Annotated in this window: 11 protein-coding genes and 1 pseudogene; 1 reads left to right on the forward strand and 11 read right to left on the reverse strand. The window is 69.0% G+C overall.

Going from position 1 to position 13,657, the window contains the following annotated elements:
- Positions 1-23: 23 nt before the first annotated feature.
- From DBP14_RS37390 to DBP14_RS37400, 3 genes and pseudogenes are all read right to left on the reverse strand, one after another.
- Positions 24-335, reverse strand: coding sequence for a transposase (locus DBP14_RS37390; protein WP_347239682.1), 312 nt, complete (start codon positions 333-335; stop codon positions 24-26).
- 5 nt (positions 336-340) lie between these two features.
- Positions 341-832, reverse strand: coding sequence for a hypothetical protein (locus tag DBP14_RS37395; protein ID WP_347239686.1), 492 nt, complete (start codon positions 830-832; stop codon positions 341-343).
- Between the two features lie 16 nt (positions 833-848).
- Positions 849-1,148, reverse strand: a pseudogene (locus tag DBP14_RS37400) (transposase); the annotation flags it as partial.
- 1,553 nt (positions 1,149-2,701) lie between these two features.
- On the opposite strand from DBP14_RS37400, the gene DBP14_RS04670 reads away from it, so the two are divergent.
- Positions 2,702-4,036 carry an FAD-binding monooxygenase gene (locus tag DBP14_RS04670; RefSeq protein ID WP_129305780.1) on the forward strand — a complete coding sequence of 445 codons (1,335 nt, stop codon included), beginning with the start codon at positions 2,702-2,704 and terminating at the stop codon, positions 4,034-4,036.
- A 47-nt stretch (positions 4,037-4,083) separates the two neighbouring features.
- Here the strand turns inward: DBP14_RS04670 and DBP14_RS04675 are convergent, their stop codons facing one another.
- The 8 genes from DBP14_RS04675 to DBP14_RS04715 all read right to left on the reverse strand — a co-directional run bounded on the left by DBP14_RS04675 (position 4,084) and on the right by DBP14_RS04715 (position 13,640).
- The gene (locus DBP14_RS04675) at positions 4,084-4,833 is read right to left on the reverse strand and encodes a hypothetical protein (RefSeq protein WP_129305781.1); all 750 of its coding nucleotides are present in this window, start codon (positions 4,831-4,833) and stop codon (positions 4,084-4,086) included.
- A gap of 43 nt (positions 4,834-4,876) precedes the next feature.
- Entirely contained in the window at positions 4,877-5,974 is a 1,098-nt protein-coding gene (locus DBP14_RS04680) for a hypothetical protein (RefSeq protein ID WP_129305782.1), read from the reverse strand.
- Positions 5,975-6,031: 57 nt separating this feature from the next.
- Complete coding sequence (locus DBP14_RS04685; RefSeq protein ID WP_129305783.1) at positions 6,032-7,378, reverse strand: cytochrome P450; 1,347 nt, start codon at positions 7,376-7,378, stop codon at positions 6,032-6,034.
- A 113-nt stretch (positions 7,379-7,491) separates the two neighbouring features.
- Positions 7,492-8,604, reverse strand: a complete 1,113-nt coding sequence (locus DBP14_RS04690) for a polyprenyl synthetase family protein (RefSeq protein WP_129305784.1) — start codon at positions 8,602-8,604, stop codon at positions 7,492-7,494.
- 827 nt (positions 8,605-9,431) lie between these two features.
- Positions 9,432-9,695 (reverse strand): hypothetical protein, encoded by a 264-nt coding sequence (locus tag DBP14_RS04700; RefSeq protein WP_241740799.1) that lies wholly within the window; start codon positions 9,693-9,695, stop codon positions 9,432-9,434.
- Positions 9,695-10,483, reverse strand: coding sequence for a transposase (locus tag DBP14_RS04705; RefSeq protein WP_241740800.1), 789 nt, complete (start codon positions 10,481-10,483; stop codon positions 9,695-9,697). The genes DBP14_RS04700 and DBP14_RS04705 overlap by 1 nt, the downstream gene beginning before the upstream one ends.
- Before the next feature lie 947 nt (positions 10,484-11,430).
- Positions 11,431-12,900: an MFS transporter gene (locus tag DBP14_RS04710; RefSeq protein WP_241740801.1), complete on the reverse strand. Its 1,470-nt coding sequence runs from the start codon at positions 12,898-12,900 to the stop codon at positions 11,431-11,433.
- The gene (locus tag DBP14_RS04715; RefSeq protein ID WP_164992250.1) at positions 12,897-13,640 is read right to left on the reverse strand and encodes an alpha/beta fold hydrolase; all 744 of its coding nucleotides are present in this window, start codon (positions 13,638-13,640) and stop codon (positions 12,897-12,899) included. Before DBP14_RS04715 ends, DBP14_RS04710 begins: the two co-directional genes overlap by 4 nt.
- Positions 13,641-13,657 lie beyond the last annotated feature (17 nt).

Genomic DNA, 13,657 nt, shown 5'->3' on the forward strand with positions numbered 1-13,657 from the left:
CCTCTCACGTCTCACGGACGCCCCTATAACGCGGGGGCGAGGGAGACCGGTCTGACCAGGTTGAAGACCTCGCGGGCGGCATACCGCTTGAGGCATCGGATGATCTCGCGTCGGGTCTTACCCTCCTGGGTGCGGCGTTCGTAGTACGCCCGGGTGCGCGGGTCGTGGCGCAGGCGGGTGAACACGATGCGGTGCAGGGCAGCGTTGGCCTGGCGGTCTCCGCCGTGGTTGAGCCGACGCGTGCTCCGCCGGCCAGAGGAGTACTCGATGGGGCTGACTCCGCAAAGGGCAGCAAACGACGCCTCGGTGTTCAGTCGCTCGGGGTTGTCTCCCATGGTGATCAGGAGAGTGACGGCGCTGTCCGGGCCGATGCCCACCGGTACGAGCAGCTGGGGGCGTGGCGTTCGACGAGCCGGGTCAGGCGTTGGTTCAGCTCGTCGATCTGAGCGGTGAGCTGCTCGATGCGCTCGGCGAGCATACGCAACGTCAGCTGGGTGGCCTGGATCACCGCGTCCTCGTCTCCCCCACCGTCGGGTGAGCCGAGGCGTGCGCAGGTGCGGAACAGCTCGGCATTGCCCAGGCTGGACAGCCGTTCCCGTAGGGCGGGGCTGGCAATGACCAGGACGGCCTTGAGCTGATTGATCGCCTGAGTACGGGCCTTGACCGCGGAGTCCTTGGTCAGCTTGTAGATCCGGGCGCTGTGCACCGGACCGTCGCCGGACTTGGCCCGGGCCCGGGCGCGACCGCTGAGCACAGCTCGCGCGGCGGCCTGAGCGTCGAGCGGGTCCGACTTGCCCAGCAGTCGGCGGGCCGAGCGATCGGGCCGATTCACCCTCGTATACCTCAACCTGTTGCGCCAGCAGGTAGCGGGACAGCCCCGCACCGAGGGTGCCGGTGCCCTCCACACCGGCCCGGCGCACCGTCCCCCGTTTACGGGCCCACACGAGCAGCCGCCGGTAGCCGGCCGTCGTCGCCGGAAAGGACTCGGTGGCCAGGACCTTCCCCAGCGGGGAGATCACGGCGGCGACATGCACCTCGCCGTGCGTGTCCACGCCCAGCACGACCTCCCGCCGAGCGGGAGGATCTGTGCTCGAGGAGGTGCTGCGCTCTCGGCTCGCCATGATGGTTCGCCTCCTGCGTGGTGACATGCTTGGTGGATGGCACCGGCCCGCTCGGGCGGTCTGAACCGTGATGGCGCCTGGAAGTCGGCAAGGCCCCTATAGGGACACGCCCTGTGGCTCGGTGGCAGGCAGCATCCCGCAACGACGGTCGACACGTCCGTGACTGGACACTTCGGTCATAGATCTCATGAGTCAGACCCCCCTCCGGGACGGCATCGCGCAACCGTCCCATTGATCCCGGCACAAGGAGATGACCTGACCGCAGCCGGAAGGCGTCGCCCGAACCAGCACCCAACGTGGCTGGAGCCGGCTGAGAATGAGTTGACTCCCTGCCCACTCGTGACCGGCAATGACTGGCCGTCCGGTCCTTGGCCACCGGATTCGCACTGGATAGTGACTGCCTACTGGAAGGCCGAACCAGGGACCAGGCAACTTGGCGCATATAACTCGACCGGATGGCCATGTCCGCCTATGTGGAGGAGGGCGGCCAATGTAGCCGCTGGTTCCGAGGTGGGTCTGCATGGTGGCGTGGGTGTCGAGCAGCCAGTAGACGACCGAGACAGACACAGTTGGCATCTACCTGCGGCTGGAGCGTAAAGCGGTGCAGGAGGCGCTCACGCGGGCTGAGCAGCCACCGCAGCAGCACCCACGGCGCCTGCCGAAGGGCGCCGCGAACCTGCCCGGTCTCCGACCCGTGTCCCGACACGCCGGCTTCGTCGTCCAGCGGAGGCGCAGAGGGGACGGGCGGGGGCCTGCGGCGATCCATGCCGTCGACTGCACGATGCTCGAGGTCCTGTGCACCGAGTCGACGATCACGACACCCGGATGGCGCTCACCGATTCGAACGCGGCCCCGTGCCAGTTCTGCCAGCCCGACACGAAACTCGGCATCGCCCTGGCCTGAGCCGGGCGACGTACCTTCGTACGCATGCACGACGCGCGCAGACGCGTGATCTCGGCGTGGTCCACGGTCCGGTCGTCATTGCTGCACACGGACTGCGTCTGCGGGTCGTCCGCGGTACTGGGCTTGCTCCACCATCACCGCGGAGTGGGAGCTTCAGGTCGCTCTCAATCACGGTTGGCGCATCGAGAGTGCGGCTCGCCGTCGATGACCAGGCCGTACGGACAACTGCGCCTCGGCGGCCACCACCAGGTCCGGCTTGCGGTCCTGGACCAGCTACCCCCACCGGGTCTGGAGCAACGCCGGGTGACCGTCGAAAGACAAGCCGGTGTTGCAGCCAGTTCACGCCATTCCTCGCGTCCGCGAGTCGCTGTCGTGTCACGATCGCGGTCATGGCGGTTCTTCCGAGGGATGCGGCTCAGCAGGGGACGACCTGCTTAGTAGGGGCACGGGCCCCGTGCAGCAGACCTTCTCGCGGCTGCCGCTGCAGTTCGTCGTGGCAGCCCGCGGCCGCCTCCTGGCCGGCCTCGCCGACCCCGGAGTCGCACCGAAGCTGATGAAACCTGCCTAGCTCCTGGCCACCAACGTGTGCTCGCACCACGGCAGATACTCCGACGGCGAGTTGGTCGCGAGGTCTTGCGGTGGAACGTCGGCCACTGACCGCAAAGGACACAGACACCATGTCCGACGGACACGGGCACGCCGTGGTGTGCGGTGCCGGTATGGCTGGCTTGTTCGCCGCCGCAGCTCTGGCCCCCCACTACCGGCATGTCACCCTCATCGAACGTGACCGCCTCGCCGCCCTCGATTTCCGGCCGCGTAAGGGCATACCGCAAGGACACCACGTCCATGGCCTGCTGCTGCGCGGCGCCGAGGCATTCGAAGAGCTCCTCCCCGGTCTGCGTGACGAGTTGGTGGGCGCCGGTGCCGAACTCGTCAGGGTCCCGGAGGACTTCTGGATAGAGTTTATGGGGCATTCCCTGTCCACCCCGGTCACCGATTACCGGGGAATCATGGCCAGCCGCCCGTTCCTGGAGTCCCATGTCCGCCGCCGCGTCCTGGCCTTGCCCGGCGTGGCATTGCGTGACGGGCACGAGGCCGGCAGCTTGCTGTACAACGCTGGCAACACTCGTGTCGCCGGAGTCCGCCTGACCCGCGCAGGGTCAGACCAACGGTCCGAATCCATGGAGGCCGACCTCGTCGTCGACGCCCAGGGCCGCTCCGCGCGTGGATTGGTGTGGAGGGAGGACCTCGGCTTCCAACGGCCGCGCGAAGCCCGTATCGCCGTCGGCGTGCGTTACACCAGTCAGCACTTTCACTTGCCCCCCAGCACCGCAACGACCGCTGTGAAGCTCTTCAACGTAGCTTTTCCCAGCGGCTCCCGCCGGCGCGGAGCCTTCCTGGCTCGCCAAGAACACGACCAGTGGGTCCTCTCTCTCACCCACTACGACGACGACGTCAAAGCTCCTGCAGACCTGCGTTCCCAGGCCCGCGATCTGCTGCCCGGCCCCGCCTACGAGTTGCTGGCGGCAGGCGAGCCCCTTGATGCACCGGCTGGCTTTCGCTTCCCAGGCGGACATCGCCGCTTCTACGAGCGCCTTCGCCGGCACCCTGCGGGACTCATCTCTACCGGCGACGCCATCTGCTGCCTCAACCCCCTCTACGGCACCGGCATGACCATCGCCGCGGAGCTCGCGCTGCGGCTGCGCAGCAGCCTCGCCGACGGACCGCCCACCACCCTGCCCGCCCGGTTCTACCGCCAGGCAGCCCGCGTCGCCCGCTCCAGCTGGCTCACCAGCAGTCTCTTTGACCGGGTCCTCAACCCTCCAAGGGCGAGGGCTCCCTTCACCGCCATGGCTGCCGGGTACGCCCAGCGCCTGGCCGCTGCCGCGGCACACGACCCTGCCTTGGCCCTCGCGATCGTCGAATGTCTCTCGAGAGTCAGCTCCCCACTTGCCCTGGCCCGCCCGGACGCGATATTGCGCACGCTGTGCCGTTCGAACCCGCGGTTGTGACGGCGGTGGTCGGTGATGACAGCGTGTCAGTGGGTGTCGCGTCGGCGTCAGCGGAGATATCGGCGGGCGGTGTCGATGCCGTGGTCGGTTGCTGTCGACATTCCGCCGAGTTGCAGGACGGTGCCGTCCGGAGCGCGCAGCAGGAGGCGGGCGGTGGAGGGTTGTCGGGTGCGGGCGATGAGGTGGGTGTCGCTGCGGGCGACCAGCGATGCGACGAGCCGGACGGGCGGCACGGCGAAGGGATCGTTGAAGTCGGTCAGGATGATCGCGTTCTGGCCGTCGGTGCGGAACCGGCGGAACAGGCCGACTGCGAGGAGCGGTGACTGGAAGGCGTTGCCCAGCGTGATGCGGCCGGGGAAGCAGTCAACGTGCTGGCTGCGGGCCCTTCCGGTGGGGTCGAGGCCGTTGAGGGCCCTGTTGCAGGCTGGTAGGAATGTGCGGCACAGCCGGTTGTCGACGGGGACGCTGTAGTGGGGGCGTCGCGGGCTGGTGTCCGGCAGGCCCTCGCGGTTGCCGCGTTCCAGGAAGCGTACGAGGGCCAGGTTGGGCTGGCGGGGGTCGAAGACCTGGAGAATGCCCCACATGGAGTGGTCCGGGTTGCGGTGGGCGGGGCCCAGGCGGGCTTCGAGGCTGAACACCTCGGAGCCGGTCTGGCCGGTCCACGCCGCGTAGCCGCCGGCCCGAACGCGGTAGTGCTCGACGCGTGCGTCGAGCACGGACAGGTCCTTCGCGGCGGCGGTGAGGGCTTCCTCGACCTTCTGTGCGGTGGGTGTGGGCCAGGCATCGTCCTCGGGCATGGGTCACCACCTTTGGTGTGGGCGGGCTCGGGGGCCGGCGGGGTCAGGGGGTCGGTTGGGGGCGCAGGTGGTGGCGGTCGCCGGTGCGTGAGGTGGGCGGGGTGTCGGTGAAGGGCTGGCCGATCAGGTAGCGGGGGGTGTGGTTGCTCCAGTGGTTGACGCCGCCGGTGAATTTGCGCAGGCCGTCGGCATAGTGGTGGAGCTGGGCGCGCTGTCCGGCGGGCAGCCCGGAGCCGTCGATGAGGTCGCAGGCTGCCTCGAGGTCGTCGGCCGCAGCGGCGGCCATGTCGGCGATCTCGTTCAGGGTTTCCTGCACGGGCATGTCCAGTTCGTGGGACAGCAGGCGCACGAAGGAGCCTTCGGTGCGTCCGGAGAGGTACTCCTTGATGAAGGAACCGGCGTCGTTGTAGAGGAGGGCGTAGTCGCTGCAGCAGTTCTCCAGGTGGACGACCAGGGGGTGGCGGTAGAGGTGGTCGGGCAGCTCGATGCGGGAGATCCAGCCGATCAGGGCGAAGTAGACGGGCATCGCCGCGGAAGTGCGCCGGTTGGCTATGTAGTCGGCGGTGGAGGGGAACCGCGAGTGGCCTTCTCTGGCCTGTACTTCCTTGCGTGACGAGGAGCCGTAGAGGCGCATGGCGTGCAGGAACCTTTCGGCATGCCGGTCCTGCATGCCATGGCTGCGCATGCGGGCGAAGGAATCGTCGAAAGGGGCGAGTTCGGCGCTGCCGAGGGATTCGAGGACCGAGCACGCGGTCAGACTGGTGGCCGGGCTGGATCTGCGGTCCATGAGATCGTCGAGCCAGACCGCCCAGTGATGGAAGTCGGCCAGTGCCCTTAACTGAGCGGGCTCGGCCTCGGGGTAGACCCAGGAGACGAATCCTCCGACGTCCTCACGGACCAGGCGCTCGTACTCGGACCGTTCCATGGCCACCGTCTGGCCCAGCCATCGGGCGCTGGCGCGGATGGCGGCGGCGTGGAAGTAGTTGCGCTGCACGGGGAACGGTCGCGTCCGGGTGGCCAGATCGTGGCGGGGGGTTGTCAGATCGGTCAGCGGTGTGCCGTCCCACAGCCGGATCGAACCGGCCGCCTCCCTGTACGGGAGGTCGGGTGGAGCGGCGTCGTGCGGGGACGGCGATCGCATGGGCGGCCCTTCGGGGACGGGGGTGTGGGAATCGGTTCGGGTGGAGGGGCGGCCCGGTCAGGTGCGGGCCAGGAGGCGCATTTGCAGGCCGCGGGGCATTAGCGTGGCGTGGACCGCGGGGCGCGGGGTGCGGTCGGTGACGGGGACGAATTGCCAGCCGGTGGCCATCACAGCGAGGGAGAGGGTGGCCTGGATGTGGGCGAAGCGGTCCCCGATGCATTTGCGGGCACCGGCACCGAAGGGGATGTACGCAGTGCGATCGGGTTTGCGGCCCTCCCACCGGTCGGGGTGGAAGCGGTCGGGGTCCGGGTAGAGGTCAGGGCGCCGGTGGATGAGGTAGGCGCTGTAGCCGAGCGTCGTACCGGCCGGCAGCCGTACGTCGCCCAGGCGGGTGTCGCGCGTCGCGGTGCGGGTCAGGAACCAGGCCGGCGGGTACATCCGCAGGGCTTCGGTGGTCACCTGGTCGGCGGCGGTCAGTGCGGGCAGGAGGCCGAAGGAGGGTCGTCGGCCACCGAGCGCATTGACTGTCTGAGCGTGAAGGCGCTCCTGCACCGCTGGGGCCCGGCCGAGTTCGTACAGGGTCCAGGCCAGCAGGTTCGCCGTCGTCTCCGCACCGGCGAGGAAGAAGGTGAGGACCTGCTCGGCTACCTCGGTGTCGCTGAGTGCCGGAGGGCCGTCGGTCGCCTCGGAGTCCTCGGCACTCAAAAGGACCGACAGGAGGCCGTCGTGGTCGGCGAGGTCGGCACGCCGACTGGTGATCGCGTCGGCGACCGTTGCACGCAGGCGGGCCTGGGCGTGGTTGTAGCGGCGGTTGTCGGGAGTCGGGATCCGGTTGAGGCGGGGTGGGGTGAGCATGCGCCGGAAGATGCCGCCGGTGGCGATGGTGAGGTCGTCGACCACCTGGCGGTCCAGTTCTGCTGACAGCTGGGTGGCGAACATGGCCTTGACCATGGCCCGCATCGTGAGGGTGACCATGGCCTCGTTGACGTCGACCACCTCCCCGTCGCGCCAGGAGGAGACGAGCTCTGTGGCGGTGGCGACCATGGCCTCCGTGTACGCGGGGAACCGTACCTGCTGGAAGGCCGGCTGACACAGGCGGCGCTGACGGCGGTGCAAACGGTGCGGGCAGGTCACCAGTCCGTCACCGGAAGCCTCCCGGGCCCGCTCGTAGAACGGACCCCCCTTGTCGTACGTGCGGTCGTCCAGCAGCATCGCCCGGGTCAGCTCGGGAGCGCACGTCATGATCACGTCCTGGGGACCCAGCCGGATGCGCACGAGGTCGCCGTAGGCGGGCAGTGAGGACAGGAATCCGAACGGGTCCCGTGCCAGGAGCAGCCCATGGCCGAGGACGGGCAGTGTTCCCTTGGCCAAGGGGACGACGCCCGTGATGGCTGTCCGACTCATCACACTCATTGCACCTTCCCCAACATTGACGTGACGTGCAGGTGACGCCGACGAGCAAGCCGTCGTGCCCGGTCTCAGGCATGTGCCGCCGCGCGACGTGTTCGTGGTCCGGATCAGGCGGGCCGGTGGGACAGGGCTTGGGCGAAGTTCCTCAGCTGCTCGGCCACGTGCAAGGGCAAGGACACCCGCTGCAGGGCCTCCACGGCCTGCCGCGACCGGGTTTCCACCTGCTGCTCGACCGCTGTCTGGGCGCCGGAGCTGCGCAGTACTTCGCGCAGACGTGCTGCTCCGTGCTCGTCCAGCAACGGGTCGCCCGCATAGCGGCGCAGCACGCGCAGCTGGGCGGGGTCGGCCATGCGGTAGGCCAGGCTCAGAAGCAAGGTCTGCTTCCCCTCGCGCAAATCGTCCAGGTTGGGCTTCCCCGTGACGTCGGGCCGGCCGAAGACGCCCAGCAGGTCGTCGCGGAGCTGGAACGCTTCCCCCGCCGCACGGCCATAGGCCGTCAGGGCACCGACGAGACTTTGGTCGGCGCCGGCGAGTTCGGCTCCGAGCAGCATCGGGTGCTCAATGGTGTAGCCGGCGGTCTTGTAGCGGGCGATCTTCAGCGATTTGGTCGTGCACGGGTTCGGACGGCCCGTTGCCAGGAGGTCCATGTACTGCCCGTACATCACCTCCGTACGCATCCTGTCGGTCCGCGCCAACGCCGCGACAAGTCGACGGGCGGGCAGGCCCGCGGAGTGGAGGAGCTCACCGGCCCAGGCCAGGGCAACGTCCCCCACGAGAAGAGCGCCTGCAGCGCCGAGCATGTCCGCCTCCTCGCGGGTGCGGCCGGCTTCGTGGTGGCGGGCTGCCAGTCGGCGGTGCACGGATGGTTTGCCGCGGCGGATGTCGGAGTGGTCCATCAGGTCGTCGTGGATCAAGGCGAAGGCGTGGAACATCTCCAAGCTGGCCGCCACCTGCACGACCGCGCCCTTCAGCGCGCCGCCGCCCCCGGCCTGCCAGCCCAGCACGCACAACGCGGGCCGAATCCGTTTTCCACCATCCCGGAGGAAGTCCTTCAGCACACATGGCACTTCCTCCGGGAGGCCCTTCGCGACGGCAGTTGTCACCTTGCGCTTCAGGAAATCGTCCAAGAGGGCGTCCACCGCGGCACGCACCCCGTCCGCAGCCACCAACCCAGCCACCGTCACCACAGCCGGCACGGTCGATAAACCCGGCGAGACCATGACCCTCAGCTCCTCCCTGCCTGCCAGCCGACCAGCGACGTCAGCGGCCTCCGCCCAAACCTGCCCAGGCAGCGCGAAGCACCAAACGACGGGGCGCATCTTCAAAAGAAGCGCTGGGGGCACACAGCGCACAGTCCAGCGCGCTGCACATGCACCAGCCATGTGCACGCGCTCCCTTGCCCCTATATGCGCCCCATCGCATCACCGCATCACCTAGCCCGGCGAATATGCGACGACGGCGCGCAGGGCACACGGGAACCTCCCCGGCCCTGGGTTGGCACCGGTACTGGATGCCACTGCTGACTACCGGTAGCACGCGTCCGACGAGGGCGGCACGGTGCCGGCCCGGCTCCAGACCGTCGCCTTCTGTACGCCGACCGACAGCTGAGGAACAGAACCGGATAGCTGACCCATCTCCGCCGAGATCATGCGAGCACTCGCCCACGCTGGCAACTACGTCGCCGGAGCCTACGAGGACAATCGAACTGGTCGCCCTTCACCGGCCACACATGGCGAAGTCCCGCGCTGGAGACGGCGGTGCTCGACACCCAGCTGCGCAGCGCCGGCGAGTCCTTCGGCTCCTACGCCTGACGCCGGACACCGCTGTCGGGGACCCGCCGAGTCCGACCGAGGGAGACCCCTTGGACGCGCTCGCCGGCGCGTGGGACGTCCGCCGCCGCAGCCGGGGAAAGAGCGGCTGGTTCGTGCTGCAGACCCGCCCCGATTCCGTCACCGGGGTCGCCTCCAGGCCCCCTGACAGCTTCGCTGACGGCCGCATGCCGGCCACACCCACAGGTCCGCCTGAGGCCGCAGACCCCGACCGAGCATCAGAAGGGCGCCTCCGCGGTGCTCCCGGATGACATCGCACCCGGCAGCACACCTCCGGGAAGCGGCAGGTTGGTCACCACGAATTGATTCAAGATGTCGTCGCGATCCATGAACATGATTTGGCTTCGCTTCGCCGCGTCCAACGCGTTGCCCAGCCAGTTACGGGCAGCCTTGGTGATCTCCCCTCCGGACACGATGAACGCGTGGTCGACAAGGGAGCGCCGGTTGGTCTCGGGGTCGAAGATCTCGTGCGCCAGCATCATCAGGGCCTGGTTGTGGATCTCGGCGATGTTGGCGTAGCCCGCCCTGGACTCTTCAGCTGCGGGGCGTGGCGTTCGACGAGCCGGGTCAGGCGCTGGTTCAGCTCGTCGATCTGAGCGGTGAGCTGCTCGATGCGCTCGGCGAGCATGCGCAACGTCAGGTGGGTGGCCTGGATCACCGCGTCCTCGTCTCCCCCACCGTCGTACGGGGCGAGGCGCGCGCAGGTGCGGAACAGCTCGGCGTTGCCCAGGCCGGACAGCTGCTCCCGTAGGGCGGGGTCGGCGATGACCAGGACGGCCTTGAGCTGGTTGATCGCCTGGGTCCGGGCCTTGACCGCGGAGTCCTTGGTCAGCTTGTAGATCCGGGCGCTGTGCACAGGGCCGTCGCCGGACTTGGCCCGGGCCCGAGCTCGGCCACTGAGCACGGCTCGCGCGGCGGCCTGTGCGTCGATCGGGTCCGACTTCCCCAGCAGCCGACGGGCCCAGCGGTCGGGCTGATTCACCTCATACACCTGGATCTGCTGGGCCAGCAGGTAGCGGGACAGGCCCGCGCCGAAGGTGCCGGTGCTCTCCACTCCGGCCCGGCTCACCGTCCCCCGCTTAGGGGCCCATACAAGCATCTGCCGGTAGCCAGCCGCCGTCGCCGGGAAAGACTCGGTGCCCAGGATCTTCCCGAGCGGGGAGATCACGGCGGCGACATGCACCTCGCGGTGCGTGTCCACGCCCAGGACGACCTCGCGCCGAACGGGAGGATCTGTGCTCGAGGAGGTGCTGCGCTGTCGGCTCGTCATGATGGTTCGCCTCCTGCGTGGTGACATGCTTGGTGGATGGCACCGGCCCGCTCGGGCGGTCTGAACCGTGATGGCGCCTGGAAGTCGGCAAGGCCCCTATAGGGACACGCCCTGTGGCTCGGTACCAGCAGGCACCATCCCGCAACGACGGTCGACACGTCCGTGACTGGACACTTCGGTCATAGATCTCATGAATCAGACCCCCCTCCGGGACGGCATCGCGCAACCGTCCCATTGGACCCGGCACAACGGCATGTCCCGATCACTGCCGGATGGCTTCGTCCGAACTGGCGCACAACCTGGTCGGCAGGGACCACCCCCGCACAGCGCGGCAAAGGACGCCTCACTGCCCAGGCGTTGCCTGATTCGTTGGGCCAGCAGGCACAGGGTGATGCGGGTGGTCTGCAGCACCGCTCGTTCACCGCCTCCGCCGTTCTTGCCGTCGTCGGAGAGCCTGCGGAGGTACGGAAGAGTTCGCCGTATTCAGCCTGGCCAGTTCTTCCTGCAGGCTCGGGCACTGACGAGAACGGCCTTGAGCCGGTTGATCGCCTGGGTCCGGGCCTTTGACTGCCGAACCCTAGGCGAGTTTGTACAACCGCGCACTCCGCACCGGTCCATCGCTTGACTCGGCCTCCCGGGCCGCGTTCTAGGCATCGGGCGGTTCCGACTTGCCGCGTCGGCGGCGGTCGGGCCGGTTCACGTCGAACACTTCCACGCCCTGGGCCAGCAGGCTATGGGGGCAGGGCCGCCCCGAAGGAGCCTGCCCCCTCCACTCCGGCCCGCCGAATCGCGCCCAGCCCGATGGCCGACTCCCGCCATTCTCGGTATCCCGGACGCTGTGGCCGAGAACACCTCGGTGCCGATCACTGCCCTGCCTCCACCAGGGAGGGCACAGCGGCCACGGGAGAGTCCGGTGCGTGTCCATCCGTCCTTGAACCTGAGTCGGCTCAAAGTCCCTCATGGGACGTCGCGGCGTCCGGAATCGTGCTGCGCCATGGAATGACCGCGAGGGTGGCTGCCAGGCTGACGATCCCTGCGGTCAGGGCGCTCGCTGTGAGGCCGTCGACGAACGCCTGCCGTGCGCCGGGTAAGGGGGGCAGTACGGCGGTCGGGGTGGCCGACGAGGCCATGGGGCCCAAGCGGTCGGTGATGACGGTGCTGAGGATGGATCCCTGGACGGCGACGCCGAGGGAGGCTCCGACCTGGCGGGTGGCGTCGTTGACCGCCGATCCCAGTCCGGCGTGGGAGGGCGGGACCGCGCCCATGACGGTCTCCGTACCGGCGGCCGCAACCAGGCCGGCGCCCAGCCCAGCGATGACTTCGAAGACGAGCAGATGTCCGTAGCCGGAGTCGGCCCGGGTTTGGGTCAGGACGGCAAACGCGGCGGTGACGAGGAGGAGTCCGGCCGCGATCGGCGTTCGTTCGCCGTGCCGGGCCAGCAGTCTTGGTGCTGCGAGCGAGCCCGCGGCGAGGGCTGCGGCCAAGGGCAGAGTACGTACGCCGGCCTGCCAGGGGGTATAGCCGAGGACTCCTTGGAGGTAGAGGGTGATGACGAAGAGTGCTCCGTACATCGCGAAGGACAGCAGCGTAAGAGAGGTGGCGCCGCGCACCACGCCGCGCAGCCGCAGCAGGGGCAGCGGCAGCATCGCGTGGTCGTCGCGGCGCTTCTGGTGCGCGACGAACCCGGACAGCAGAGCGGCGGCCAGGGCAAACCCGGTCAGCACCGGTGTGCTCGTCCATCCCCTTGAGGGGCTTTCGATCACCGCCCAGACCAGCGTGAGCAATCCGCACGCCGACATCATCGCGCCCAGGAGGTCGACCCGCTCCTCGCTGCGGCCTCCGGCACGGGGTCCGCTCTTCGGTACGACGAGCGGGGTGAGGAGCAGGGCCACGGCCACGATCGGGACGTTCACCCAGAATCCGGCGCGCCAGGAGAAGCCCTCGACGAGAGCGCCGCCGAGGACGGGCCCTGTCATGCCGCCCACGCCGAGGGAGGCGGCCCAAAGGGCGATCGCCCGGCGGCGTGGAGCGGGGGTGGTGAAGAGGTTGGTGATGATCGACAGGGTGGCGGGCATGAGCAGGGCTGCCCCGGCGCCCATGCCGCAGCGCGCGGCGATGATCCAGTCCGGTTCCTCGGTGAGGGCTCCGAGTGCGGAGGTGGTTCCGCAGATCGTCATGCCGATCGCGAAGGCTCGGCGTCGGCCGATGCGGTCGGTGAGGGCTCCGGCGGTCAGGACGATGCCGCCGAGGACCAGGGCGTAGGCGTCGACGATCCACTGGACTTGGGCCATGGAGGGTTTCAGGTCGCGGTCCAGGTCGGGTACAGCGACGTTGAGGACGGTCAGGTCCATGCCGAGCAGGAACACGCCGAGGCAGACGACGGCAGCGGCCGTCCAGCGCTCGTGGTCACGGATCACCGGATGGCCCTCTGCAGGTCCTTGGCGAGCTGCTGCACCAGGGCGGGGGCCTGGTGCAGCGGGTAGGTGTGGCGCCCGGCGAAGAGGTGGGGCGTCGTGGGGGTGGTGAACAGGTCGTTCCAGCCCTCCAGGCTACCGGGCGGAACCAAGGGGTCCGCCTCACCTCCATACAGGGCCAGGCATGCCTGCAGGGGCGGTTCGTCGTGGTGGCGGTGGTGCAGTGCGAGGACCAGGTCGGCGAGATGGGGCGTGCACAGGCGGGTCACGGTCATCGGATCTTCGAGGAGTTCGGTGGGGAGCGGCCCCACCAAGTCGGTGAACCTGTCGAGACCCGACGTCACCAAAGTGGCCAGGAGCCGTTCGAGATCTCGATGGTGGGGTGCGGGAAGGGAGGACAGAGCGACCAGCGCGGGCTCGCGTCGAGCAGTGCGGCGCAGGCGTCGTGCGGTCTCGTGGGCGAGCAGGGCGCCGAAGCTGTGCCCGAACAGGGCGAAGGGCCGTGAGTCGGTGGCATCGTCGGTGAGGGTGGCGAGTGCGGCGGTGAGTGCACTCGGGTCGGTCGGTGACGGCTCGTCGCGGCGGTTGCCTCGGCCGGGCAGCGCGAAGGAGTACGGCTCGACGGTGGCCGGCAGCAGGTCGGCCCAGGGCTGGTAGAAATCCGGGCCCGAACCGCCGGGCGGCAGGCAGTACAACCGTACGGCTGCCCGTGGGCGGTGGGCGAGGCGGACAAGTGTGGGCATGGGGGCGGTCCTCATCG

It is taken from the genome of Streptomyces sp. L2 (assembly GCF_004124325.1).
GTDB lineage: Bacteria > Actinomycetota > Actinomycetes > Streptomycetales > Streptomycetaceae > Streptomyces.

Coding starts and splice junctions, on each gene's coding strand:
- DBP14_RS04675 (WP_129305781.1), bottom strand. CDS start 4,833: ATGCCCGAGGACGATGCCTGGCCCACACCCACCGCACAGAAGGTCGAG.
- DBP14_RS04680 (WP_129305782.1), bottom strand. CDS start 5,974: ATGCGATCGCCGTCCCCGCACGACGCCGCTCCACCCGACCTCCCGTAC.
- DBP14_RS37390 (WP_347239682.1), bottom strand. CDS start 335: ATGGGAGACAACCCCGAGCGACTGAACACCGAGGCGTCGTTTGCTGCC.
- DBP14_RS04705 (WP_241740800.1), bottom strand. CDS start 10,483: ATGACGAGCCGACAGCGCAGCACCTCCTCGAGCACAGATCCTCCCGTT.
- DBP14_RS04670 (WP_129305780.1), top strand. CDS start 2,702: ATGTCCGACGGACACGGGCACGCCGTGGTGTGCGGTGCCGGTATGGCT.
- DBP14_RS04700 (WP_241740799.1), bottom strand. CDS start 9,695: ATGATGCTGGCGCACGAGATCTTCGACCCCGAGACCAACCGGCGCTCC.
- DBP14_RS04690 (WP_129305784.1), bottom strand. CDS start 8,604: ATGGTCTCGCCGGGTTTATCGACCGTGCCGGCTGTGGTGACGGTGGCT.
- DBP14_RS04715 (WP_164992250.1), bottom strand. CDS start 13,640: ATGCCCACACTTGTCCGCCTCGCCCACCGCCCACGGGCAGCCGTACGG.
- DBP14_RS04685 (WP_129305783.1), bottom strand. CDS start 7,378: ATGAGTCGGACAGCCATCACGGGCGTCGTCCCCTTGGCCAAGGGAACA.